Annotated in this window: 22 protein-coding genes; 10 read left to right on the forward strand and 12 right to left on the reverse strand. The window is 66.9% G+C overall.

Annotated elements, in window-relative coordinates; translation table 11 throughout:
• Positions 1–16: 16 nt before the first annotated feature.
• The 7 genes from ABQJ54_RS04785 to ABQJ54_RS04815 form a co-directional block, all read right to left on the reverse strand.
• On the reverse strand, positions 17–1,681 hold the full coding sequence (locus tag ABQJ54_RS04785; protein ID WP_367853120.1) for a diguanylate cyclase: 1,665 nt from the start codon (positions 1,679–1,681) through the stop codon (positions 17–19).
• A 113-nt stretch (positions 1,682–1,794) separates the two neighbouring features.
• The gene (locus tag ABQJ54_RS04790) at positions 1,795–2,106 is read right to left on the reverse strand and encodes a hypothetical protein (protein ID WP_367853121.1); all 312 of its coding nucleotides are present in this window, start codon (positions 2,104–2,106) and stop codon (positions 1,795–1,797) included.
• Between the two features lie 56 nt (positions 2,107–2,162).
• Positions 2,163–2,999, reverse strand: coding sequence for an SAM-dependent methyltransferase (locus ABQJ54_RS04795; RefSeq protein WP_367853122.1), 837 nt, complete (start codon positions 2,997–2,999; stop codon positions 2,163–2,165).
• A 171-nt stretch (positions 3,000–3,170) separates the two neighbouring features.
• Entirely contained in the window at positions 3,171–4,943 is a 1,773-nt protein-coding gene (locus ABQJ54_RS04800; RefSeq protein ID WP_367853123.1) for a tetratricopeptide repeat-containing diguanylate cyclase, read from the reverse strand.
• An 11-nt stretch (positions 4,944–4,954) separates the two neighbouring features.
• Positions 4,955–5,248 (reverse strand): hypothetical protein, encoded by a 294-nt coding sequence (locus ABQJ54_RS04805; protein WP_367853124.1) that lies wholly within the window; start codon positions 5,246–5,248, stop codon positions 4,955–4,957.
• Positions 5,249–5,380: 132 nt separating this feature from the next.
• Complete coding sequence (locus ABQJ54_RS04810) at positions 5,381–6,232, reverse strand: SAM-dependent methyltransferase (protein ID WP_367853125.1); 852 nt, start codon at positions 6,230–6,232, stop codon at positions 5,381–5,383.
• Positions 6,233–6,297: 65 nt separating this feature from the next.
• Complete coding sequence (locus ABQJ54_RS04815) at positions 6,298–7,956, reverse strand: tetratricopeptide repeat-containing diguanylate cyclase (protein ID WP_367853126.1); 1,659 nt, start codon at positions 7,954–7,956, stop codon at positions 6,298–6,300.
• A gap of 332 nt (positions 7,957–8,288) precedes the next feature.
• Between ABQJ54_RS04815 and ABQJ54_RS04820 the strand changes: the two genes are divergently transcribed.
• Both ABQJ54_RS04820 and ABQJ54_RS04825 read left to right on the forward strand, forming a co-directional pair.
• On the forward strand, positions 8,289–9,782 hold the full coding sequence (locus ABQJ54_RS04820; protein WP_437343321.1) for a S10 family peptidase: 1,494 nt from the start codon (positions 8,289–8,291) through the stop codon (positions 9,780–9,782).
• 197 nt (positions 9,783–9,979) lie between these two features.
• Positions 9,980–10,429, forward strand: a complete 450-nt coding sequence (locus ABQJ54_RS04825) for a DUF6491 family protein (RefSeq protein WP_367853128.1) — start codon at positions 9,980–9,982, stop codon at positions 10,427–10,429.
• Positions 10,430–10,552: 123 nt separating this feature from the next.
• On the opposite strand, the gene ABQJ54_RS04830 is transcribed toward ABQJ54_RS04825, so the two are convergent.
• From ABQJ54_RS04830 to ABQJ54_RS04840, 3 genes are all read right to left on the reverse strand, one after another.
• Positions 10,553–10,927 carry a hypothetical protein gene (locus tag ABQJ54_RS04830; RefSeq protein ID WP_367853129.1) on the reverse strand — a complete coding sequence of 125 codons (375 nt, stop codon included), beginning with the start codon at positions 10,925–10,927 and terminating at the stop codon, positions 10,553–10,555.
• A gap of 65 nt (positions 10,928–10,992) precedes the next feature.
• Positions 10,993–13,179, reverse strand: a complete 2,187-nt coding sequence (gene rlmKL / locus ABQJ54_RS04835; RefSeq protein WP_367853130.1) for a bifunctional 23S rRNA (guanine(2069)-N(7))-methyltransferase RlmK/23S rRNA (guanine(2445)-N(2))-methyltransferase RlmL — start codon at positions 13,177–13,179, stop codon at positions 10,993–10,995.
• Positions 13,176–13,694, reverse strand: a complete 519-nt coding sequence (locus tag ABQJ54_RS04840; RefSeq protein ID WP_367853131.1) for an alpha/beta fold hydrolase — start codon at positions 13,692–13,694, stop codon at positions 13,176–13,178. Before ABQJ54_RS04840 ends, rlmKL begins: the two co-directional genes overlap by 4 nt.
• 63 nt (positions 13,695–13,757) lie before the next feature.
• Between ABQJ54_RS04840 and ABQJ54_RS04845 the strand changes: the two genes are divergently transcribed.
• The 8 genes from ABQJ54_RS04845 (at position 13,758) to ABQJ54_RS04880 (ending at position 19,581) form a co-directional block, all read left to right on the forward strand.
• Positions 13,758–14,315, forward strand: coding sequence for an N-acetylmuramoyl-L-alanine amidase (locus ABQJ54_RS04845; RefSeq protein ID WP_367853132.1), 558 nt, complete (start codon positions 13,758–13,760; stop codon positions 14,313–14,315).
• Positions 14,316–14,344: 29 nt separating this feature from the next.
• Positions 14,345–15,181, forward strand: coding sequence for a helix-turn-helix transcriptional regulator (locus ABQJ54_RS04850; protein WP_367853133.1), 837 nt, complete (start codon positions 14,345–14,347; stop codon positions 15,179–15,181).
• A gap of 84 nt (positions 15,182–15,265) precedes the next feature.
• The gene (locus ABQJ54_RS04855) at positions 15,266–15,403 is read left to right on the forward strand and encodes a hypothetical protein (protein ID WP_367853134.1); all 138 of its coding nucleotides are present in this window, start codon (positions 15,266–15,268) and stop codon (positions 15,401–15,403) included.
• Positions 15,400–16,437: an alpha/beta fold hydrolase gene (locus ABQJ54_RS04860; protein WP_367853135.1), complete on the forward strand. Its 1,038-nt coding sequence runs from the start codon at positions 15,400–15,402 to the stop codon at positions 16,435–16,437. Before ABQJ54_RS04855 ends, ABQJ54_RS04860 begins: the two co-directional genes overlap by 4 nt.
• Complete coding sequence (locus ABQJ54_RS04865; RefSeq protein ID WP_367853136.1) at positions 16,434–17,474, forward strand: saccharopine dehydrogenase NADP-binding domain-containing protein; 1,041 nt, start codon at positions 16,434–16,436, stop codon at positions 17,472–17,474. Before ABQJ54_RS04860 ends, ABQJ54_RS04865 begins: the two co-directional genes overlap by 4 nt.
• A 54-nt stretch (positions 17,475–17,528) precedes the next feature.
• Positions 17,529–18,395: an acyl-CoA thioesterase gene (locus ABQJ54_RS04870; RefSeq protein WP_367853137.1), complete on the forward strand. Its 867-nt coding sequence runs from the start codon at positions 17,529–17,531 to the stop codon at positions 18,393–18,395.
• A gap of 12 nt (positions 18,396–18,407) precedes the next feature.
• Positions 18,408–18,800, forward strand: a complete 393-nt coding sequence (locus tag ABQJ54_RS04875; protein WP_367853138.1) for a hypothetical protein — start codon at positions 18,408–18,410, stop codon at positions 18,798–18,800.
• Positions 18,801–18,876: 76 nt separating this feature from the next.
• Positions 18,877–19,581: an arginyltransferase gene (locus ABQJ54_RS04880; RefSeq protein ID WP_367853139.1), complete on the forward strand. Its 705-nt coding sequence runs from the start codon at positions 18,877–18,879 to the stop codon at positions 19,579–19,581.
• Positions 19,582–19,663: 82 nt separating this feature from the next.
• Here ABQJ54_RS04880 and ABQJ54_RS04885 read toward each other — a convergent pair whose 3' ends face one another.
• Positions 19,664–21,172: an FMN-binding glutamate synthase family protein gene (locus ABQJ54_RS04885; RefSeq protein WP_367853140.1), complete on the reverse strand. Its 1,509-nt coding sequence runs from the start codon at positions 21,170–21,172 to the stop codon at positions 19,664–19,666.
• A gap of 226 nt (positions 21,173–21,398) precedes the next feature.
• Positions 21,399–22,580 (reverse strand): formate-dependent phosphoribosylglycinamide formyltransferase, encoded by a 1,182-nt coding sequence (gene purT / locus ABQJ54_RS04890; protein WP_367853141.1) that lies wholly within the window; start codon positions 22,578–22,580, stop codon positions 21,399–21,401.
• Between the last annotated feature and the right edge of the window lie 71 nt (positions 22,581–22,651).

Consider the following 22,651-nt stretch of genomic DNA (forward strand, 5'->3'; position numbering starts at 1 on the left):
AGGCAAGCCATGCGCTTCACGCTTCGATGAGGCCATTGTTCTCAATGTCAGCCACAACGCGGTTACGACCGCTGCGCTTGGCCCGGTAAAGCGCGGCGTCAGCCTCGCGGCACAGGCGCTGCAGGTCGTGGCCGCAGGCATCGGTGAAAGCCAGGCCTACGCTGGCGGATATCGCAATAACGGCGCCTTCGCACTCCACCACCATTGCCTCCACCGCGAGCCGGATGCGCTCGGCAATGGCCATGCCCTGCCCGCGCGAGCACTCGACCAGCAGGATGCCGAACTCCTCGCCGCCCAACCGCCCGAACAAGTCGACTTGGCGCAGGTGCTGCCTGCTGGCCACCACCACCTGGCGCAACACCTCGTCGCCCATGGCGTGGCCGTAGGTGTCGTTGATGCGCTTGAAGTGGTCCAGGTCGATGAAAACCAGGCAGGCCGTACCGGCACGCCGCTCCAGCAGGTGCAAGGTACGCCCGACCTCGCCCATGAAATGCTGGCGGTTGAAGATGGCGGTCAGGCCATCCAGGTGGGAGAGTTTCTTGAAGCGGAGTTGCGAACGCTTGAGCCGGAACATCCAGACCGCGGCGGAAGCCAGCGCCATCAGCAGCAGGGCAAGGTATAGCCGGTTCGTCTCGGCCGTCTTGGCGTCCAGCTGCTGCCGCATGCGCAGCAGCGCGTTCTGCCGGCTCAGGCTTTCCGTCTGCAACTTCTGCAACAGCACGTGCTGTTGCACCGTCTCATAGGCTACCGTGCGCACATTGACGTCATCGAGATAGGCATTGTCCAGCACGACGTACTTTTCGTAGTTGTCGAGCGCTGCGGAAGCGTGGCCCTGCTTCTTCTCGATGCGGTAAAGCAGTTCGTAGGCATCCCTCGGCCAATCGCCAGTGGCCTGCATGGCGACGACAGCCAGGGCCGCCTTGCGGGCGGCGTCATCGTCTCCGATGGCGGCCAGTGCCCGTGCACGCTGCACCATGGCCTCCAGTTTGTTGGGGATATAGCCGTCGGCGTCGATGGCGGACGCGATCTGGTCGAGCAGTGCCAGCGCCTTGCGCGGCTTCCCCTCATACAAGTACAGGTCGCCAACGGTGAGCTGCAAATCGGTACTGAACACCGGCAACTTGGCCGCCGCGCAGGCATGGATGGCTTGCTGCAGCTCCGGGCTGTCGAACGTGAGCCGATGCCCGCTGGAAAGCGCCACCACCAGACTGTCGGCCGAATAGCACGAACCCTTGCCCGCGGGAGCCTCCGCCAGCGCCATGCGCGCATACCGCACAGCCAAATCAGGCTGGCCAGCCACAGCCAGCGATACCGAGAGATTCAACAGCATTGCAAAGCGAGCCTTGGCATCCGTGGCCTGTGGCAAGCGTGCCGCGAGGCGATCGGCCAGTTCGAATGCCTCGGGGTAACGCCGGGTGACCACGAGTTGCCACAACAGCAAGGCCGAAGCTCGATCCGCCCAGGCCGGATTGCCGGCATGCCGCATGATGTCCCGGAACAGCGCTTCCGACTTCGGATAATCGCTTTCGTACATGGCCTCCCATGCATCGAGATAACGCAGGTGCCATTGCTGATCCGGCGTCAACCGGGCAGCCTCCCGGTTGAGCAGAGCTAATAGCGGCATGGACCGCGCATGATCCGTGTCTTGCAGCGCATCGGCCTGCTCGAGGATGGCACCCAAGTCGGCATTGGGCGTGGCGGCATGGCTGGCATGCCAACCCAGGCAGCATGCAAGGGCAGCCCAAGTGATATATCGCTGCAAGCTGCATGACCAGCGGCGCATGGCTACGCCCGTCAGCCCCGGCGTGATCGACCCCGCTTGGTGGGGGGAGGCGAGGGACGGTCAGGCTTGGGCTGCTCCGGCGGCGGAACGTCGGCCTCTTCTTCTTCGCCGCCCTGGCCTGGCGCGTGCATCTGGGGCACCTGCTCCACCTGCTGTATGCACAGCTCCACGCGCAGCGGTGCCCCGTTACCCAACTCCACCGCCAGCGTGAGCTCGACACTCGCTTGCGCCTGCTCCAGCACGCACTTCAGCTCGTCAGGCGATGCGTAGCGCAACGAGGCATCGCTGCCGATGGCCACCAGCAGCTTGATCGTATCGGTCATGTTGTCCCCCCGCTTTCGCGCGTCCGGTCGACGCTGTCGCGCCACACCGCCCCACTTCAGACTGCAGCCACTCCCTGCCCCTTCGCATCCAGTACCTGCAGCCGCTCCAGCATGGCACGGTTCGGTTGCAAGGTCACTGCAGGCGGCAACACCACGGTTTCCTCGGCCGTCAACGACACCTCGGCCAGCTCGCGCAAGATGATGCGCCTGATACGCGGTCGTTCGATGGGCAGGGTGGCACCGCGGTAGATGATGACCTCGTGGTCCGGCGGGTAGTCCTGCCCCAACCGCTCCACCAGCAGCGCACGGTAGGCCGGTCCGGTGTCCAAACGCCCCACGGAGCGGTTGCCGACCACCCCCACCTGCCACAGCACCAGATAACCGGCGGGGTCGATGCGCCGCTCGCAGTACAGCAGTTGGCTGGCCTCGAAGTGCTGGCAGCCGTAGCGACCAGGGTCGAAGCCCAGGTCGGCGTAGAGACAGTCCTCGGCGGAGATACCTGGCTCCATGTGCGCCTCGTAGCCTTCCGCGCGGGCCTGTTCGATCACCTTGTGCGGCGACCACGCGAAGATGCCCGGGTGGCCGTAGAACACGCCGCAGACCCGCTTGCCGGCGCGCAGCTCGGCCATCATCAGCGCCACCCATTCGCGGTAGGTCCGCATGCGCGGCTTGCCCTCGGCATAGTAGGGCTGCAGGCTGCGCACGTCAGGATGCATGCTCTTCAGCCACTCCTCCGCGATGGCGTCGGAAAGCGCGGCGAACACCACGTCTGCCTGCGCGATGTGGCTGCGTGCCAGCGGGGTGAGATGGGAGCCGAGTGTCATGCCCAGGCCTACGCAGGCGAGGCGGCCTCGGCCGGGAACGTTCGAGGGAAACGGGATGGTGTCGCTCATGTGGCGATCATAGCGAACCCAGCCCTGTCCGCAGGAGGCTGGAGGGGCACACCCAGAGCAGCGCCATTAAGCAGCAGGGCGGAGGTACAGCCGGTTCGGCTCGGCCACCTTGGCGTCCTGCGTCTGCCGCATGCGCAGGCGAGCGTGCGGCCGTGTGGCCGTTGCAGCGCCTCAAGCCTCGGCGGGGATGCTGCCCTCGATATCGGCCACCACGCGGTTGCGACCGCCACGCTTGGCACGGTACAGCGCGGCGTCAGCCTCACGGCACAAGCGCTGCAGATCGTGGCCGTAGGCGTCGGTGAAGGCCAGGCCCACGCTGGTGGAGATCGCAATGGCGACCCCTTCGCACTCCACCACCGTCGCCTCGACTGCAAGGCGGATGCGGTCGGCGATCGCCATGCCCTGTCCACGCGTGCACTCGACCAGCAGAATGCCAAACTCCTCGCCGCCCAACCGCCCGAACAAGTCCACGGGGCGCAGGTGTTGCTTGCTGGCCATCACCACTTCGCGCAGCACCTCATCGCCCATGGCGTGGCCGTAGGCATCGTTGATGTGCTTGAAGTGGTCCAGATCGATGAAAACCAGACAGGCGGCACCAGCACGTCGTTCCAGCAGGCGTAGCGTACGCTCGACCTCACCCATGAAATGCTGGCGATTGAAGATCTCGGTCAGGCCATCCAGGTGGGAGAGTTTCTTGAAGCGGAGTTGCGAGCGTTTGAGCCGGAACATCCAGAGCACGGCGAAGGCCAGCGCCATCAGCAGCAACGCCAAGTACAAGCGGCTGGCTTCCGCCTTTTTGGCGTCCAGCGTCTGCCGCATGCGCAGCAGCGCATTTTGCTGGCTCAACCTTTCCGTCTCCAGCTTCTGCGCCAGCACATGCTGTTGCACTGTTTCGTAGGCCATCGCGCGCGCGTTGACATCATCGAGATAAGCCTTGTCCAGTGCGGTGAACTGCTCGTAGTACTTGAGCGCGGCAGCGGCATGCCCCCGTTTCTTCTCGATTTGATAGAGGATCTTGTAGGTTTCCGACAACGCCCAATTTTTGTCCTCGGGGTGGCTCATCGCCAGCACCGCAAGGGCAGCCTTCCTGGCCTCATTGTCATTACCCAGTATGGCGTAGGCATTTGCCTCATTCATCTGCCACCACAGAATGTGGGGTTCATAGCCGCTGTGGTGGATCTCTTGGGCAATCCGGTCGAGCAGCGCCAACGCCTTGCGCGGCTGCTCTTCGCGCAGGTAGACGCCAACTTGAATAAGCCGCAAGGAGTTGGCGAAGACCGGCTGCCGAGCAGCGACACAGGCGGTGATGGCACGTTGCAATTCAGGACTGGATGAATTCAGCCGGCGGCTCTTGTCCAGGGCGTCGACCTGGAGGGTGAACGGTTTGCATAGCGTCTCACTCGCAGGAAGGGCGTCTCCCATCATGCGCGCATACTGGATGGCAAGGTCCGTCTGGCCTGCGGAGGTCATCGTCATCGACAGGAAATACAGCGAAGTGAAGCGCGCGGCCGGATCCCTGACTCCGGGCAGTTCCTTGGTCAGCCTGTTGGCCAGTTCAAACGCTTCCTTGTAGTGTCGATTGATGCCCAGATTGCTCAAGAGCAACGCGGATGCCTTGGTCGCCAGAATTGCCACACCGGAATGATCGATAACCTCGCGAAGCTGGGTCGCCGACTTGGTGTAGTTTCCCTCGTACATGGTTTCCCAGGCATCCAGATAACGCAGGTGCCAAAGCTCTGTCGGTGCGAGCTGGGGTTCTTCGCGATGAATCTGCGCCAACATCTGAACGAAGCGTGGATGGTCGCTCGTGCGCAAGCTCTCTGCCAGGTCGAGGAATTGGCCCGGGTTTGCGATAGTGGAGGCACAAACCGGCGGCACAAGTAAACAAAAGGCCATGATCAGCAGTGCTGACCATAGCCAGATGCGACTCGACAGCCGATACACGGCGACTACGCCTATTGCTGACGCAACCCGTCGGAGTAACCGGGAGCCGAAGCCTGCAGCTTCACCCCTTCGTCCTCCTGCTCTTCGTCCTCTTCCCCTGGAGGGCATTGCTGGGTGGGGGGCGGATCCGTGGGCTTGCCCCCGAATTCCTGGGACAACCTGGTACTGTCGCCCAGCGCCACGGCCGCCTTGAGGGACGTATTCGCCTGTACCCGCTCCAGCACCCTTGTGAGATCCGCTACCGATGCGTGACGAAGCGACGCATCACGACCAATGGCTTCCAGCAGTTCAATCGTGTCCGACATATCTTTTCCCCCTGTGATTGTTGCGTAACGGCTTGATGGCCTGCCTTTCAGCATGCCTCGTGAATCACATCTGGTGCCCCTGCAAGCAGATTATTGACGCGCTGCCACAGTACCCAAATGGCGCCCATCGCATTAAGCGATGCTATCAGTTTGCCTTTTATCCCGTACGTCGGCCTTGTCCAGCACATCCAACCGCGCCTTGAAGGCGGAATTGAGCTCCAGCGGTTCAGCCGGCGGCAGCACCATGGTTTCCTCTGCCGTCAGCGGTACTTCGGCCAAATCACGCAACGCGACGCGGCGGATGCGCGGGCGCTCGATCGGCAAGATGGCACCACGATAGATGATGACCTCGTGGCCCGGCGGGTAGTCCTGCTCCAACCGTTCCACCAGCAGTTGCCGGTAGGCCGGACCGGCCTCGAAATGCCCCACTGAACGATTGCCTATCGACCCCACCTGCCACAGCACCAGGTAACCCGCCGGATCGATCCGCCGCTGGTAGTACAGCAGGTGGCCGGCCTCGAAGTGCTGGCAACCGTAGCGTCCGGGGTCGATGCCGAGATCGGCGTAAAGGCAGTCCTCGGCAGAGATGCCCGGCTCCATGTGTGCCTCGTAACCCTCCGCGCGGGCCTGCTCGATGGCCTTGTTCGGTGACCAGGCGAAGACGCCAGGATGGCCGTAGAACACGCCGCAGACACGTTTGCCAGTGCGCAGCTCGGCCATCATCAGAGCCACCCACTCGCGGTAGGTTTTTATGCGTGGTTTTCCCTCGGCATAGTAGGGTTGCAGGCTGCGCACGTCCGGATGCATGCGTTTGAGCCACTCTTCCACGATGTAATTCGAAAGAGCTGCAAACACCACGTCTGCCTTCTCGATATGGCTGCGTGCCAATGGAGTGAGATGGGAGCCGAGTGTCATGCCCAGGCCTACGCAGGCGAGGCAGCCCCGGCCGGGAACGCTCAAGGAAGGGAGGCTGGTGGTGGTCATCTGGCGATCATAGCGAACTCCCCTGCCCACTGGCGGGTCGCCCTCCAGCGCATCGCGTGGGTGCGTCAGGCCGTCACGAGATCCCCGATTCCAGTCACCACGCGGTTTCGCCCCTCGTGCTTGGCACGGTACAGCGCGGCATCGGCCCCGGTGCAAAGGCGTTGCAGGTCGTGGCCGACGCGGTCAGTGAAGGCCAGGCCGATGCTGGTGGAAACCGTCACGGCCGCGCCATCGCGCTCCACCACGGCGGCCTCGATGGCTGCTCGGATGCGTTCGGCAATCGCCAAGCCCTGTTCGCGTGCGCAATCCGCCAACAGGATGCCGAACTCCTCGCCGCCGAGGCGGCCGAACAGGTCGACAGGACGCAGATGCTGTTTGCAGGCGGCGACCATGCGGCACAGCACCTGGTCGCCCATGGCGTGGCCGTGGGTGTCGTTGATGCGCTTGAAGTGATCGAGATCGATGATCGCGACGCAGGCCGCGCCCTTCCGTTTCTCCAACTGGTGCAACACGCGCTCGGCCTCGCCCATGAAGTGCTGGCGGTTGTAGATGGCGGTCAGGCCATCGAGGTGGGACAGCCGCTTGAAACGCAGCTGCGAGCGCTTGAGCCGGAACATCCACAGCGCGCCGAAACCCAGCACCAGCAGCAGCAGCAGGAGATACAACCGGTTGGCTTCGGCCGTCTTGGCGTCCAGCTTCTGCTGCGCCAGCAGCTCGGTGTTCTGCTGGTTCAGCTTTTCCGTCTCCAGCTTCTGCGCCAGCACGTGCTGTTGCACCGTTTCGTAGGCCATCGTGCGCGCGTTGATGTCGTCGAGGTAGGCCTTGTCCAGCGCAGCGAACTTCTCGTAGTACCCGAGCGCGGCAGCCGCGTGACCCTGTTTTTTCTCGACGTGGTAAAGCGCTTCGTAGGCGTCTTTCAGCCACGCGTCGGTATCGCCCGATTTCCCTTCGGCGATCACGGCCAAAGCCAGCCGCTTGGCGGCATCGCCCTCGCCCATGGCAGCCAGCGCCGTGGCCCTGTCCACCAGCGCCGACAACTTGGCGGGAACATAGCCATTGGCATCGACGCTGGGCTGGATCCGGTCAAGTAGGGCAAGCACCTTGCGTGGCTGCCCCTCATGCAGGAGCTGGTCGGCGAGCATGAAATGCAGATTGGTGTTGTAGAGCGGTGCCTTGGCCGCCGGGCAATCATCCAAGGCTTCCTGCAATTCCGGGCTGTCGGATCTGAGCCTTTTGCCGTAATAGAGCGCCTCGACCAGTATCGACGCGGGATAACACCGGCTTCCACCGGCAGGAACGGTCGCCCATGCCATGCGCGCATAGTGCACGGCCAGATCGGTCTGGCCGGCGGACCCCATCACTTGCGACAGGTTGGACAGCAGCAGGCGGCGATCCTTGGCGTCCGTGACCAGCGGCAGGCGCGCCGCGATGCGATTGGCCAGCTCGAACGCCTCGGTGTAATGCCGGCTGGCCCCGAGCTGGCTGAGCAGCACGGCCGACGCATGGTTCGCCAGATGCTGATCGCCGGAGTGCTCAATGACGTCATCGAGCATGGCCTCCGATTTGGCGTAGTCGCCCTGGTACATGACCTCCCAGGCATTGAGATAACGCCTCTGCCACTGCTGGGCCGGCGTCAGGCTGGCAGCTTCGTCGTTGAGCTGGGCCAGCACCTGCAAGGATCGCGCGTGATCCGTAACTTGCAGCTGATACATCTGCTTGATCAAGGCATCCGGGTCGACGGCAGGTACCGCGGCAAAGCCGATCTGCAGGCATAGGCACCCGGCGAGGCTCGCCCATGCGCGCCGCGTTCCAATACCGCCGAATAGTCAAGCCATGCCCATCCCCCATGAACTCGCGCAACGACGTGTCGCACCCGGCCTTCGGCTGCAGCGACCCTCCATTGCCCGCCCCCTTAGCCGCGCAAGCATCGCATGGCTGGATCGCAAGGTCACCGCCCCAGCGGTGGCCAACCCATGCCTTCAGGCACGGTCACGCGACACCCTGGACCGCTAGGCTAAACGCTTTTCCCCGTGAGGACAGACCCGTGCGCAAGCCGCTGCAGACGAGCTTGCTGGCAGCCCTGCTGCTGGCCGGATTCCACCATTCGGCATTGGCCGCCGACAAGAAGCCGCCGGCCACGGCGGAAGCACCGGGCAGCAGCGACGGCTTCCACCTGCCGCCCTTTCCCGCTGACGCGCACGTCTCCCAGTCCACCACGGTGGACGGCCGCACGCTGAAGTACACCGCTACTGTGGGTTCGTTGCCGGTGCGCGATGAGAAAGGCAAGGTGATCGCGCAGGTGATGTTCACCGCCTACACCATGCCCGGCAAGAACCGTCCGGTGACCTTCGCGCTGAACGGCGGCCCCGGCGCCTCCTCGGTCTACCTCAACCTCGGCGCGATCGGCCCGAAGAAGGTCAACTTCGGCGTGGAGGGCGACAATCCGTCCGACCCGGCCGTGCTGCACGACAACCCCGGCACCTGGCTGGGCTTCACCGACCTGGTGTTCATCGACCCGGTGGGCACCGGCTTCAGTCGCGCGCTGGTGGACGACAAGCAGGCCACCAAGGATTTCTACAGCACCGACAGCGACATCCAATACCTCTCGCGCATCGTCTACGACTGGCTGGTGAAGAACGGCCGCATGGAGTCGCGCAAGTACCTGGTGGGCGAGAGCTACGGCGGCTTCCGCGGCCCGCGCATCACCGACTATCTGCAGACCCAGCTCGGCGTGGCGATGAACGGCGTGGTGTTGCTGTCGCCCTACCTCGACCCGGCCGCCTCGGACGACGAGAACGTCTCGCCGCTGCCGTGGATGCTCACGCTGCCTTCGATCGCCGCGGCGCACCTGGAGCGCGAAGGCAAGCTCACCGCGCAGGCGATGGAGCCGATCATCGATTACACCCGCACCACCTACGCCGACACGCTGATGCAGGGCCGCAGCAACCCGGCCGCCACGGACGCGATGATCAGGAAAGTGACCGAACTCACTGGCCTCGACCCGGTGTTCGTGCAGCGCTCCGGCGGCCGGCTGGAAACCCAGGCCTACCTGCGCGAGGTGTACCGCGCCGAGGGCAAGCTGGGCAGCCGCTACGACTCCAACGTCACCGCATGGGATCCGTTCCCCTATGCGCCGCACCAGCGCTCGGGCGACCCCATCCTCAACGGCATCGTCGCCCCCACCACCACGGCGATGGTGAACTTCGTCACCCAGACCGTGGGCTGGAAGTACGACGGTCGCTACAACGCGCTCAGCTACGAGGTGGGACGGCTGTGGCACGACGACGAGGACGCCAACCTGGGCTCGGTGAAGCAGCTGCGCGAGGCGGTGGCGAACGATCCGGGCCTGCGCGTACTGATCGCCCATGGCTGGGACGACCTCTCCTGCCCGTTCATGGCCTCGGTGCTGATCGTCGACCAGATGCCGGCGATGGGCGCTCCCGACCGTGTGCAGGTGAAGGAATACCCCGGCGGCCACATGTTCTACGCCCGCCCGTCCAGCCAGGCTGACCTGCTGCACGACGTCAAGGCGCTGTACGGCGTGCAATAAACCCGGGCGTTGCCCCGCCCGCGCAGGCGGGGGATCGTACAGGCGCACGCCTTTCTCCCTCTCCCGCTTGCGGGCGGGGGAGAAAGCTGTGCACGCAAGCCATTCACCTCCCGTGGTACACGGCCGATCGATGATGGCGCCCGGTGCCGCCTCGACGCACCATCGCGATCCACCACATCCGCTGATGAGGTGTTCCCATGAAATCCGCCCTGACCGGTCTGCTCTCGCTCTCGCTCGCAGTCGCCGCGAACGCCGCGCCCGCCCAGACGAAGCCGAAAACCCCCGCCTATACCCCGTTGCGTCCGGTCGCCGATTGCCTGCGCACCGATCGCATTGACGAATGGCATGTCGTGAACCCGCGCACGCTCACCGTGCGCAATGGCCCCAACCGCTTCCTGGTGAAGCTGCAGGCATCATGCCCGCAACTGGGCTACGGACCGCCCACCCTGCGATTCCAGACCAGCAAGGCGAACAGGGCGGTGGCTCCGTTCAGTATCTGCGGCGAAGCGGGCGAATCGGTACGCTCGATGCAGCCGCCACCTTGCCCGATCCAGTCGGTACGCAAGATCGACAAGGCCGAGTTCGACAAGCTCAGCGCACATGCCGGCCGCAACGGCAGCGGCGCGAACCAGCCCACCAAACCCTGAGCTTCGCCGGCGCGATCCCGCTCCCGCGGCGATGGCCGAATGCCGAAGCCGCGGGCCCGTGCCTCCGACGTAAAAAGAGCCCGGCGAGATGCCGGGCTCTTTGCGACGCTTACCAGCCAACGATCAGTTGGCCGGACCGATGTAACGCGTCGGCGGGGTGCTGTAGACGACCGCACCTTGAGGCACCACGTAAGGTGCGCTCTGGTAAACCACCGTGCCCGGCTGCGTATACACCACCGTCGGTGCCGGTGCGTAATAGACCGGCGCCGGAGGCGCCAGCGCCCCTGCCACCAGTCCGGCCACGGCGCCGGTGACTACCGCACCGGCAATCCAGCGACCACCGCTCCAGTAACCACCGTGATAGTAGCCGCCGTGATAGTAGCCACCATGGTAGCCACCATGACCCCAGCCGTGCGCGGACGCGCTCAGCGGCATCGCACCCGCAGCGGCCACGGCCAGACCGATCGCCATCAACTTGCCGACATTGCGCTTGGACATAAAAAAAACCTCCGTTTCTGCGGGTGTGATGCTCAGCCTTTGGTGCTTAATCCAAACTGAAGAGTTCACCTTTTGGGGCGTGCCTCATTCCACGGGTTGAACGCCGCTTCAGCCTTGCGATGGCGCAGCAGCCAGCAGCCGTGGATGTCGGCGCGGCGGGCAAAATCGAACGGGATGCTGGCCGCGCTCCAGTCCTCGATGGCGAAGCGCTCCGCCAGGGCCGTCTCGTCCAGCTTGAAACGGCGGAAATTGTTGGAAAACACGATCACGCCGTCGTTGACCAGCCGCTCGCCGCAGGCTTCCAGCAGCGCCACGTGGTCGCGCTGCACGTCGAAGTCCTCGGCGCGCTTGGAATTGGAGAAGGTGGGCGGGTCCACGTAGATCAGGCCGTAATGCGCCCGGTCCTGGCGCAGGAAGGTCAAGGCGTCGGCCTGCATCAGCCGGTGCTTCGCGCCGGTGAAGCCGTTCAGCGCGAGATTGCCGGAGGCCCAGTCCAGATAGGTGGCCGACAGGTCCACGCTGGTGGTGTCGCGCGCGCCGCCCGCCGCCGCGTACACGCTGGCGGTGGCGGTATAGGCGAACAGGTTGAGGAAGCGCCGGCCCGCGGCCAGCTCGCGCAGCGTGGCGCGCACCAGGCGGTGGTCGAGGAACAGGCCGGTATCGAGGTAATCGGTGAGGTTGACCAGGAACTTCAGGCCGCCCTCCGCCACTTCGACGAACTCGCCGCGCTGGTCGAACTGGCCGTACTTGGAACCGCCCTTGCCGCGCTCGCGGGTCTTCACCGCGATCCGCTCGCGCGGCACCGCAAACACCTCGCCGGCCACGCGGGCGATCTCGCGCAGGCGGATGCGCGTGGTTTCGGCCGGCACCTCGGCCGGCGCGCGGTATTCCTGCACGTGCAGCCAGGTGTCGCCGCCGTCGCGTGCATAGACATCGATGGCGGCAGCGTACTCGGGCAGGTCCTGGTCGTAGGCGCGCCAGCAGTGGATGCCTTCGCGCGCGAGCCGCTTGCGCAGGTGCTTGAGGTTCTTCTCCAGCCGGTTCTTCAGCATCTGCGCGCCGGGGGAGAGCGGCTTCGGCTCGCGTGGAGCTTCATCGCGCGTGCGGATCTCGAAGGTAAGCAGCTGGGTTTCAAGCGCACCGTTGTACAGCGCGTACTTCTTTTCCGCATGCAGGCCCAGCGCGCGGCCGAGCTCCGCGTCACCCGCCAGCACGGCCGCGCGCCAGCCGGCGAACCGCGTGCGCAGGCGCTCACCCAGCGCGTGGTACAGCGCGGGCATCTGCGCCCGCTCGCCCAACCGTTCACCGTACGGCGGATTGGTGATGACAAGGCCGCGCTCGACGCCGGCCGGTGGCTCGGCATGCGCCATGTCGCGCTTCTCCAGCGTGAGGAAGCCGGCCACGCCCGCCTCCTGCGCGTTGCGCTTGGCGGTCTGCACCATGCGCGGATCGGCATCGCTGCCGAAGAAGCAGCTGCGCAGCTGCCTCAGGCCTGTTTCGGCACACTGCCGTGCCTCGTCGAGCAGGCTGCGCCACAGCGCGAGGTCGTGCTGCTGCCAGCCGAGGAAGCCGTAATAGTCACGGCGCCAGCCCGGCGCCACGTCGGCGGCCATCAGCGCGGCCTCGACCAGCAGGGTGCCCGAGCCGCACATCGGGTCGAGCAAGGCGCCGCCAGCCGCATAGATATCGGGCCAGCGCGCGCGCAGCAGCATCGCGGCAGCGAGGTTTTCCTTCAGCGGCGCCTCGCCCTGCAGCTCGCGCCAGCCGCGGCGGTGCAGGGGCGAACCGGCAAGATCCAGCGACAGCGTGGCGCGGTCACGCTTCAGGCGCAGGTTGAGGCGCACGTCCGGCTCTTCGGTATCCACGCCGGGGCGGGTGCCGCCCTGCTGGCGGAACTGGTCGACCACCGCGTCCTTCACCCGCTGGGCGATGAACTGGCTGTGCGTGAGCTTGCTGAGCGCAGTGTGCGCATCCACCGCTAGCGTGGCGTGGGCGGCGAGGTGTTGCGACCAATCGATGGCCTGTACGCCCGCGTACAAGGCATCGTCGGTCGCCGCGTCGAACTCGGCCAGCGGCAGCAGGATGCGGCTGGCGAGCCGCGACCACAGGCAGGCGCGGTAGGCGGTTTCCAGCGCCCCCTCGAAATGCACGCCGGCCAGCGCCTCGCGCACTTCCTGCGCACCCAGCGCCACCAGCTCGTCGCGCAACAGGTATTCCAGGCCCTTGGGACAGGTGGCGAACCAGCGGCTCATGCCAAGGCCCCCAGCAGTACCTCGAACTGCGCGACGATCATCTCCATGCTGGCCAGCAGACGATGGTCGTCGTCCAGCAACAGCAGGGGCAGCCGGTGACGCGCGGCAAAGACCTGCACGCCCGCCACCGGACACAGCTCGTCGCGCCAGCCATGGACCAGCAGCGTGGGCACGCCGGCACGAAGCCCCAGTGCCTGCGGGCAAGCTGGAATCGCGGGGGGCGTGGCGAGCAGGAACAGGGCCGCCACCGGCGCCTCCAGCGAAGCCAGCGCCGAAGCGAACGCACCCATGCTGGAACCCACCAGCACCGGCGGCGCTGCGCAGGCCGCGATGGCGGTGCGCAGGCGGGCCACGCGCGGCGCCACTGCGCCGGCATGGCCCGCGGCATCATCCGCGCGGAAATCGGGGCGCTCGGTGCGCCAACCCAGCGCCTCAGCCCGGTCGGCCAGCGCGCTGATCTTGGTGGCGCCCGGACCGGAATCCGAACCGTGCGAAAGGATGATCTGGCCGCGCATGGCGGTCTCCGGTACAGGCTGCAGGGCGCCCATGATAACCGGGCACCGTGCGAGACTTGGCTCATGCCCCCCCTCGCCATCCACGACCAGCCCCTGCCCTACGTGGCGAAACTGCCCGAACGTCCCACCGACGCGGTGACCCTGGTGGTGATTCACTGCACCGAGCTGCCTGACCTCGCCACGGCGCGCGAATACGGCGAAAAGGTGCTGTACGACAGCGGCGCCGGCAACAGCGGCCACTACTACATCGACCGCGACGGTGCGGTGTACCGCTACGTGCCCGGCACCCGCGTGGCGCACCACGTGCGTGGCCACAATGCCGAGTCCATCGGCATCGAACTGGTGAACACCGGCCGCTTCCCGCACTGGTTCGACTCACGCCGGCAAGCCATGGACGAGCCCTACACCTCCGCCCAGATCACCGCGCTGCGCGAGCTGCTGACGGCGCTGCAGCGGGAGTTTCCGAACCTGCGCTGCATCGCCGGCCACGAGGATCTCGACACCGCGACGGTGCCGGCCAGCGACGATCCCGCAAGACAGGTATGGCGCAAGCGCGATCCCGGGCCGCTGTTCCCGTGGGATGCCGTCGTGCCCGACAGTGGGCTGCAGCGACTGCGCTAGACTGCGCCGACCTCCATCGACCTGCGCCCATGCCGGAGTTCAAGGTCCAGTCCTTGCTGAAATCGACCACCGTCGCGGTGCACGACGTGTGCTGCCGCGGCGAGTGCCGCCATCGCAGCGCCGAGGAGTGCGCGTCCTCCACCCAGCTGGTGTTTCCTTATCGCGGGCTGTATCTGCGCCATGTCGGCAGCGTCCAGTCGGTGGCCGACGCCAACCACGTGCTGTTCTTCAATGCCGGCGAGGGCTACCAGGTCAGCCATCCGGCGACCGGCGGCGACGCCTGCCTGTCGCTGACGGTGTCGCAATCACTGCTGCGCGAGCTCGCGCCCGCCGCGCTGTTGCAGCGGCGCGACCAACCCGTGTTCCACCATCAGGCACTGCGCATCGACGAGCGCGCGCAGGTGCTGGTGGCGCTGCTGCGCCACAGTCTGCGCCACGGCGGCATCGAGCCGCTGGAAGCCGAAAGCCTCGCCCTGACCTTGGTCGGTCGCAGCCTCGGCCCGCGCACCACCCACGCACCCGGCGCCACCCGTGCACGACAGCGGCTGGTGGACCGGGTGAAGCTGCTGCTCGCCAGCGACCTCACCCGGCGCTGGACGCTGGCGGACATCGCGGCGGAGATCGGCGGTTCGCCGGTCTACCTCACCCAGGCTTTCCAGCAGGTCGAAGGCATGCCGTTGTACCGCTACCACCTGCGCTTGCGCCTGGCGCGTGCGCTGGACCTGATCGCCGACTGCGAGGATGTCGCCGCACTGGCGCAGGACCTGGGCTTCTCCAGCCACAGTCATTTCAGCTCGGCGTTCCGCCAGGCCTACGGGCGCACGCCCACGGAATTCCGCCAGGCCGCACTCGCCGGCATGCTGTGAATCGCTAAAGATCCTGACAGCCGCCGCCGGCGGCTGGTGGTCTCCTGTGCCTGCCCGATCATGGGCATCTGCCGGAGACCCGCCATGAAAGAAACCACCTGTGCCGCCTGCGACTACCCGCTCGACGACAACGCCATCGCAGTCACCATCGGTGGCCGCACCGTAGAAGTCTGCTGCGAGGAATGCGCGCAGAAGCTGCGCGAAGCGGAAGTCCGCTCGTGAGCGGCGAGACGTCGATATCCGCCATGCGGCCGGCGCCGGGCATCACCCGGCGCCGTTTCCTTGCCCTGTCCGCCGGCGCGCTGGCCGGCGTGTGTGCGGGCAGCTACGCCGGCGGCATCCGGTCGCCATCCCGGCACGTGGACACGGCGGTGATGGATGCGGCCCGCTTCCACGCCCTGCGTCGTTACACGCACACGGCGTTCGGCCGCATCGCCCATGTCGAACGCGGCAGCGGACCGGCGGCGCTGTTCCTGCACGGCTTTCCGCTCAATGGCTTCCAGTGGCGCGGTGCGCTCGACCGGCTCGCAGCGTACCGGCGCTGCATCGCACCCGATTTCCTCGGCCTGGGCTACACCGAGGTTGCCGACGGGCAATCCTGCGCGCCGCAGGCGCAAGTCGCCATGCTCGTCGCCCTGCTCGACGCGCTCGGCGTCGAGCGCGCCGATGTGGTCGCCAACGACAGCGGCGGCGCCATCGCGCAACTGCTGCTCGCGCATCATCCAGAACGCGTGCGCAGCCTGCTGCTGACCAATTGCGACACCGAGCTGGACTGTCCGCCGCCGGCGCTTCTCCCGGTGATCGCGCTGGCGAAGCAGGGGCGCTTCGTCGACGACTGGCTGGGCACGTGGCGCCACGACCACGCGCTTGCGCGATCGGCCGCCGGCATCGGCGGCATGTGCTACGCCAACCCCGCCCACCCCACCGACGAAGCCATCGAGACGTACTTCGCACCGCTGCTGGCCTCACGGCGCAGCCGCGACTGCACGCATGCCTATGCCGTCGCGCTGGAACGCAACGCGCTGGCCGGCATCGGTCCCGCGCTCGCCCGGTCCCGCGCACCCGTGCGCATCGTCTGGGGCGATGCCGACACGATCTTTTCCGCCGACAACGCGGGTTTCCTCGACCGCGCCTTCGGCCACTCGCTGGGCGTGCGCCACCTGAAGAACAGCAAGCTGTTCTGGCCCGAGGAACGCCCGGACGTGATCGCCGAGGAAGCCCACCGACTGTGGACCACGCAAGGAGACCAGGCATGACGACGCAAGCTTCCCGCCGCATCGCAGTATACGGCGCCTATGGCCATACCGGCCGCTTCGTGGTGGCCGAGTTGCTCCGCCGCGGCTTCGTGCCGGTCGCCTGTGGCCGCGATGCGTCCGGCCTCGCGGCACTGGCCGCGGCCACCGGCGTCGAAGTGCGCACGGCTTCCGCCGACGATGCGGCCGCGCTGGACGCCGCCTTCGCCGGCACCGCCGCGGTGCTGCATTGCGCCGGCCCCTTCCTCGACACCGCCACGCCCGTGCTGGACGCGGCGCTGCGCGCGCGCATCCACTACCTCGACGTGGCGGCGGAACAGCGCGCCGTGGCCGACACGCTGGCACGCGATGCCGAAGCCAGGGCGGCGGGCGTGACCGTGCTGCCGGCGATGGCCTTCTACGGCGGCCTTGCCGATCTGCTGGCCACCGCCGCGCTCGGTGGCGCCACCGACGCGGATGCGGTGGACATCGCCGTGGCGCTCGACGGCTGGCATCCCACGCGCGGCACCCGCCTCACCGGCGACCGCAACCACTATCCGCGCACCTACATCGAACACGACGAAACCCGCATCCTGCCCCAACCCGCGCCGGTGCGCGAAACCGATTTCCCGGCCCCGTTCGGGCGACAGGAAACCGTGCTGCTGACCTTGACCGAGGCCGTCGTGATTCCCCATCACCTCGCCTGCCGCAACCTGCATGCGTGGATGAACCTGGCGCCGCTGCACGACCTGCGCGACCCGGCCACGCCGCCGCCGGTCGGGGTCGACGACAGCGGCCGTTCGGCGCAGCGCTTCGTGCTCGACGTGCGGGTGCGCCGCGGCGGGCACGCTGGACGCGCCACCGCCAGCGGACTCGATATCTACGCCGTCACCGCGCCACTGCTGGTCGAGGCGCTGCAGCGCATCCTCGACGGCCGGGTCCGTGGCTGCGGAGCGCTGGCCCCCGGGCAGGCGTTCGACGCGCGCGACTTTCTGGCTGCGCTCGCAGCCGCCGGCGTCGCGGTGGCATTCGAAAAAGAAATGGCCTGGCCATCCACCTGACGCGGTCTCCGGGGGCACCCCGGTATACTGGCGAATCCCCGCCAAGGACCCGCCATGCGCGAAGAGCACGTCAACGAACTGGTCGAGCTGCTGCAGCTCGAACGGCTGGAGGACAACCTGTTCCGTGGCCAGAGCCGCGACATCGGCACGCGCTTCGTGTTCGGCGGGCAGGTGCTGGGGCAGGCGCTGTCGGCGGCACAGCAGACCGTCGATCCCTCGCGCGAGGCGCATTCGCTGCATGCCTATTTCCTGCGCGCCGGCGACATCGACGCGCCGATCGTCTACAGCGTGGAGCGCGCCCGCGACGGCGGTACGTTCTCCTCGCGGCGGGTGCTGGCGATCCAGCACGGCCAGCCCATCCTGAACGGCTCGATCTCGTTCCAGGTCCCCGAGAAGGGCTTCGAGCACCAGACCGCGATGCCCGAGGTGCCCGCGCCGGAAGACGTCGAGCCGATGCGCCCGCTGCCGCCCGACGAACTGGCCAAGCTGCCAGTGAAGCTGCAGCGCTGGCTGGGCATCGATGGTCCGTTCGAGTTCCGCCTGGTGTGGCCGCGCGACGAGATGCACCCGGTGAAGCGGCCGCCGATCCAGCACATCTGGTTCCGGCTCGCCGCGCCGATCAGCGATTCGGCGATCCTGCACCGCGCCCTGCTGGCCTATGCCTCCGACTTCCACCTGATCGGCACCGCCACGCTGCCGCACGGCATTTCCTACCTCACGCACAACGTGCAGATGGCCAGCCTCGACCACGCGCTGTGGTTCCACCGCCCGTTCCGGGTGGACGAGTGGCTGCTGTACTCCTTCGACAGCCCCACCGCCCAGGGTGGCCGCGGCCTGGCGCGCGGGCAGATCTTCAGCCGCGATGGCCGGCTGGTGGCCTCCACCGCGCAGGAAGGCCTGATCCGCCTGCGCGGAGAATAAACAGGTACCGACATGCGCCAGATCTACACCTCGCCCCGCCCCGAGAACATCGACCGCGTGATCGCCCTGATGACCGAGCACGGCATCGAGGCCACGGTGGAAAACCGCTCCAACTGGCGCAAGCCCGGCCACCGCCGCTTCAGCTACCGCGAGATGGACAACGATCGCAGCAGCTGGGAACAGGTGTGGATCGCCCGCGCCGACGACTATCCCCGCGCCCGCGCCTTGCTGCGCGAACTGGGCATCGAGCCGGTGATACGCCACGGCCAGGACCTGGCCGAAGCACGCAATCCTTCGCCACTGGCCCGGCGCAAGCACACGGTGGCGCGCGTGCGCCGCATCGTGATGCTGGCCATACTGGGCATCATCGCGATGATGACGCTGCGCTATCTGCACGTGATCTGAGAATCTGTTCCAGGCACCCGCAAAGACTTGCGCCCCGCAGCGTGCGCGTGCCGCGACTCCAGCCTAGAATCGGGCCATGCGCTCCGAACATGTCCGCCTGTTCCAGACCCTGCCGCACGCTTGCGGCTACTACGCCGAGCGCACGGCGCAGAACCTGGTGATCGATCCGGCCGCCCCGCAGCTGGACCGGCTGTACGGGCCGGCGCTGGAACGCGGCTTCCGCCGCGCCGGCGGGCACCTGTATTTTCCGCATTGCCCGGAATGCCATGCCTGCACGCCGTGCCGCATCGATGCGCTGCACTTCGAGCCGGACCGTTCGCAACGGCGCTGCCTGAAGCGCAATGCCGACCTCGTCGTGACCGAATGCCAGGCCGGCTACAACGCCGAGCGCCATGCGCTGTACGAGAACTACCTGCGCCAGCGCCACCCCGGCGGCGGCATGGACGAGGCCGACGCCAGCGACTTCCGCCGCTTCCTTACCGCGCCGTGGAGCCCCACCGTGTTCCTGGAATTCCGCCAGCGCCAGCGCCTGCTCGGCGTGGCGGTCACCGACATCTGCCGCAGCAGCCTGTCGGCGGTCTACACCTTCTTCGACCCCGGCGAAAGCGCGCGCGGCCTCGGTACCTTCGCGATCCTGCAGCAGGTGGCGCTGGCCCGGCGCCGCAACCTGCCCTGGGTGTATCTGGGATTCTGGATCGAAGGCCACCCGAAGATGGATTACAAGCGGCGCTTCCGGCCGCTGCAGTTGCGCACGGCAGAAGGCTGGGCAACGATGCCTTGACGTAGGAGCGCACCCTGTGCGCGATGGCTCTGGTGCTTGATCGAAGCAAGAACCATCGCGCACAGGGTGCGCTCCTGCGGATTCAGGCCTTGCGTGTTTCCGGATACGGAAACAGCTTCACCAGCGGTACCGAGATGCCGTCGTCGCCGACCACGCGGCAATGCGTACGGTCGAGCTGGCGCGGGTCGTCCACGCCACAGCTGTGGGCGATGATGCCCACCTCGTGCATCACGTTGCGCGCGTAGTTCGCCACCTTCTCGCTCTTGTCGGTGACCACCAGGCCGCGCTGCAGCCTCGGGTCCTGGGTGGTGATGCCGGTGGGACAGGTGTTGCGGTTGCACTGCAGCGACTGGATGCAGCCCAGCGCCAGCATGAAGCCACGCGCGGAATTGACGAAGTCGGCGCCCATCGACAGCGCCCAGGCCACGTCGTAGGCGGTGATGCGCTTGCCCGAGCAGATCACCTTGACGCGCTCACGCAGGCCCTTGACCACCAGCGTATCGATCAGCGCGGGCAGCGCCTCGTGCAGCGGCAGGCCGACGCCTTCCATCAGGGTCTGCGGCGCGGCGCCGGTGCCGCCCTCGGAGCCGTCCACGATGATGAAGTCCGGCGCACTCTCGATGCCGCGCCTGTGCACCTCGTCGCACAGCTGCTCGATCATGGTCATGTCGCCGAATACGGCCTTGAAGCCGGTGGGCTTGCCGGTGAGCTCGCGGATGTGGTGGATGGCGTCCAGCAATTGCGGCACGTTGGCTATGTCCAGGTGCCGGTTCGGGCTCTGCGAATCCTGTCCCACCGGGATACCGCGGATCTCGGCGATCTCCGGTGTCACCTTGGCCGCCGGCAAGAGGCCGCCCATGCCGGGCTTGGCGCCCTGACCGAGCTTGATGCTGACCATCTTCACCTGCCTGTGCGCGCAGATCGCCGTGAGCTTGCCGTCGTCGAGCTTGCCGTCGCTGGTGCGTACGCCGTACTTGGCGGTGCCGATCTCGAACACGATGTCGCAACCGCCTTCGAGGTGATATGGCGCCAACCCGCCCTCGCCGGTATCCATCCAGATCCCGGCCTTGGCCGCACCATGCGACAGCGCGCGCACCGCGGGCGCACCAAGCGCGCCGAAGCTCATCGCGGAGATGTTGAAGAACGCGGCGTGGTCGTAGGGTTCGCGCGCGTAGGGGCCGATGCGCACCGGATTCGGCTCCACGTGGAGATCGCCCAGCGACGGGAACGCCGCATTGACGAAGAACGGCACACCCTCGGCGCGCAGGTCGCGGGTGGAGCCGAACGCGTTGGTGTTCTCGGCGTTCTTCGCCGCGCGGTACACCCATACGCGCTGGGCGCGGTTGAACGGCAGCTCCTCGCGGTCGCTGGAGAACAGGTACTGGCGGAAGAACTCACCCAGGCGCAGGAAGCCGTAGCGGAAGTGGCCGATCACCGGGAAGTTGCGCAGCACCGCGTTGGAGGCCTGGTTGCGGTCCACCACCCACACCGCTGCGATCACCACCACGGCCACCGCCAGCAACAGCAGGAACAGCGCTGCGAACGTCTCCACCAGCACCACCAGCCAGCGTGCGAAACCCGTCGATTGCATGTGCGACTCCCGTGCGTTGCGAGGAAACACCGTTCGTGCTGAGCGTAGCTCGCGTGGCGAGCGAATGTCGAAACGCGCCTTCCTCTTCTCCCATACGGTAAGGAGGATCGAAGCGAGAGGCCCTGGCTTGCAACCCCACGGATCGAAGCGCGCTCCGATCAAGACAACTTTGCCAGCGCGGCCCCTCACCCCGGCCCTCTCCCCAAAGGGGAGAGGGCGAAAATCGTCAAAGCTCCACGCGCAACTGTGCGGCTGCGCGCATGGCTTTCGCGCGCGCCGTCTCGATGCTGGCGTCGCGCGCCAGCGTCACCGCCATGCGCCGGCGCCCCTTCACCTCGGGCTTGCCGAACAGGCGCAGCTGGGTGTCCGGCTCGGCCAGCGCCGCCGCCACGCCGTGGTAGCGGGGCGCGCGCCCCTCGCCTTCCACCAGCACCGCACACGAGGCCGAGGGACCGAGCTGGCGGATCACGGGAACCGGCAGGCCGAGGATCGCCCGCGCATGCAGCGCGAACTCCGACAGGTCCTGCGAGATCTGGGTGACCAGGCCGGTGTCGTGCGGACGCGGGCTGACCTCGGAGAAGATCACCGCATCGCCCTTGACGAAGAACTCCATGCCGAACACACCCCAGCCGCCCAGTGCGTTCGACATCGCCGCGGCCTGGCGCTGCGCCTCGGCCAGCGCCTTGTCGCTCATCGGCTGCGGCTGCCACGACTCGCGGTAGTCACCGTCCTCCTGGCGATGGCCGATCGGCGCGCAGAAGCTGGTGCCGTCCTTGTGGCGCACGGTGAGCAGGGTGATCTCGTAGTCGAAGTCGACGAAACCCTCCACGATCACGCGTCCCTGCCCCGCGCGGCCGCCCGACTGCGCATAGTCCCAGGCATGCTGCAGTTCGGACTCTCCGCGCACGATGCTCTGGCCTTTGCCCGAGGAACTCATCACCGGCTTGATCACGAACGGGTAGCCGATGTCGGCCACGGCGCGGCGGTAATCGGCCTCGTTGTCGCAGAAGCGGTAGGGCGAGGTGGGCAGTTCCAGTTCCTGGGCGGCCAGCCGGCGGATACCCTCGCGATCCATCGTCAGCCACGCGGCGCGCGCGGTAGGGATCACGTGCAGGCCCTCGCGCTCCATCTCCACCAGGGTGGGCGTGTGGATCGCCTCGATCTCCGGCACCACCAGGTCGGGGTGTTCGGCCTCGATCACGCGGCGCAGCGCGGCGCCGTCCAGCATGTCGATCACGTGGCTGCGATGCGCCACCTGCATCGCCGGCGCGTCGGCGTAGCGGTCCACCGCGATCACCTCCACCGCGTAACGCTGCAGTTCGATCGCCAGTTCCTTGCCGAGCTCGCCGGAACCCAGCAGCAGCACGCGCACGGCATGGTCGGAATGGGGCGTGCCGAAGGGTTTCATGGGCGTGCTCCGTCGTTGGGCGGGAGCACATTGTAGGCGGCCCGGCGCAACCTCGGCGTCTTCGCAGGATT

Source organism: Rhodanobacter lycopersici, from assembly GCF_040812335.1.
Lineage (GTDB): Bacteria > Pseudomonadota > Gammaproteobacteria > Xanthomonadales > Rhodanobacteraceae > Rhodanobacter_A > Rhodanobacter_A lycopersici.

Excerpts from the sequence above, each read along its gene's own strand:
- ABQJ54_RS04825 (WP_367853128.1), top strand. The coding sequence starts at position 9,980 with ATGAAATCCGCCCTGACCGGTCTGCTCTCGCTCTCGCTCGCAGTCGCC.
- ABQJ54_RS04830 (WP_367853129.1), bottom strand. The coding sequence starts at position 10,927 with ATGTCCAAGCGCAATGTCGGCAAGTTGATGGCGATCGGTCTGGCCGTG.
- ABQJ54_RS04810 (WP_367853125.1), bottom strand. The coding sequence starts at position 6,232 with ATGACCACCACCAGCCTCCCTTCCTTGAGCGTTCCCGGCCGGGGCTGC.
- ABQJ54_RS04870 (WP_367853137.1), top strand. The coding sequence starts at position 17,529 with ATGCGCGAAGAGCACGTCAACGAACTGGTCGAGCTGCTGCAGCTCGAA.
- ABQJ54_RS04840 (WP_367853131.1), bottom strand. The coding sequence starts at position 13,694 with ATGCGCGGCCAGATCATCCTTTCGCACGGTTCGGATTCCGGTCCGGGC.
- ABQJ54_RS04865 (WP_367853136.1), top strand. The coding sequence starts at position 16,434 with ATGACGACGCAAGCTTCCCGCCGCATCGCAGTATACGGCGCCTATGGC.
- ABQJ54_RS04845 (WP_367853132.1), top strand. The coding sequence starts at position 13,758 with ATGCCCCCCCTCGCCATCCACGACCAGCCCCTGCCCTACGTGGCGAAA.
- ABQJ54_RS04875 (WP_367853138.1), top strand. The coding sequence starts at position 18,408 with ATGCGCCAGATCTACACCTCGCCCCGCCCCGAGAACATCGACCGCGTG.
- ABQJ54_RS04850 (WP_367853133.1), top strand. The coding sequence starts at position 14,345 with ATGCCGGAGTTCAAGGTCCAGTCCTTGCTGAAATCGACCACCGTCGCG.
- ABQJ54_RS04855 (WP_367853134.1), top strand. The coding sequence starts at position 15,266 with ATGAAAGAAACCACCTGTGCCGCCTGCGACTACCCGCTCGACGACAAC.
- ABQJ54_RS04885 (WP_367853140.1), bottom strand. The coding sequence starts at position 21,172 with ATGCAATCGACGGGTTTCGCACGCTGGCTGGTGGTGCTGGTGGAGACG.
- ABQJ54_RS04795 (WP_367853122.1), bottom strand. The coding sequence starts at position 2,999 with ATGAGCGACACCATCCCGTTTCCCTCGAACGTTCCCGGCCGAGGCCGC.
- ABQJ54_RS04790 (WP_367853121.1), bottom strand. The coding sequence starts at position 2,106 with ATGACCGATACGATCAAGCTGCTGGTGGCCATCGGCAGCGATGCCTCG.
- purT (WP_367853141.1), bottom strand. The coding sequence starts at position 22,580 with ATGAAACCCTTCGGCACGCCCCATTCCGACCATGCCGTGCGCGTGCTG.
- ABQJ54_RS04805 (WP_367853124.1), bottom strand. The coding sequence starts at position 5,248 with ATGTCGGACACGATTGAACTGCTGGAAGCCATTGGTCGTGATGCGTCG.
- ABQJ54_RS04880 (WP_367853139.1), top strand. The coding sequence starts at position 18,877 with ATGCGCTCCGAACATGTCCGCCTGTTCCAGACCCTGCCGCACGCTTGC.
- rlmKL (WP_367853130.1), bottom strand. The coding sequence starts at position 13,179 with ATGAGCCGCTGGTTCGCCACCTGTCCCAAGGGCCTGGAATACCTGTTG.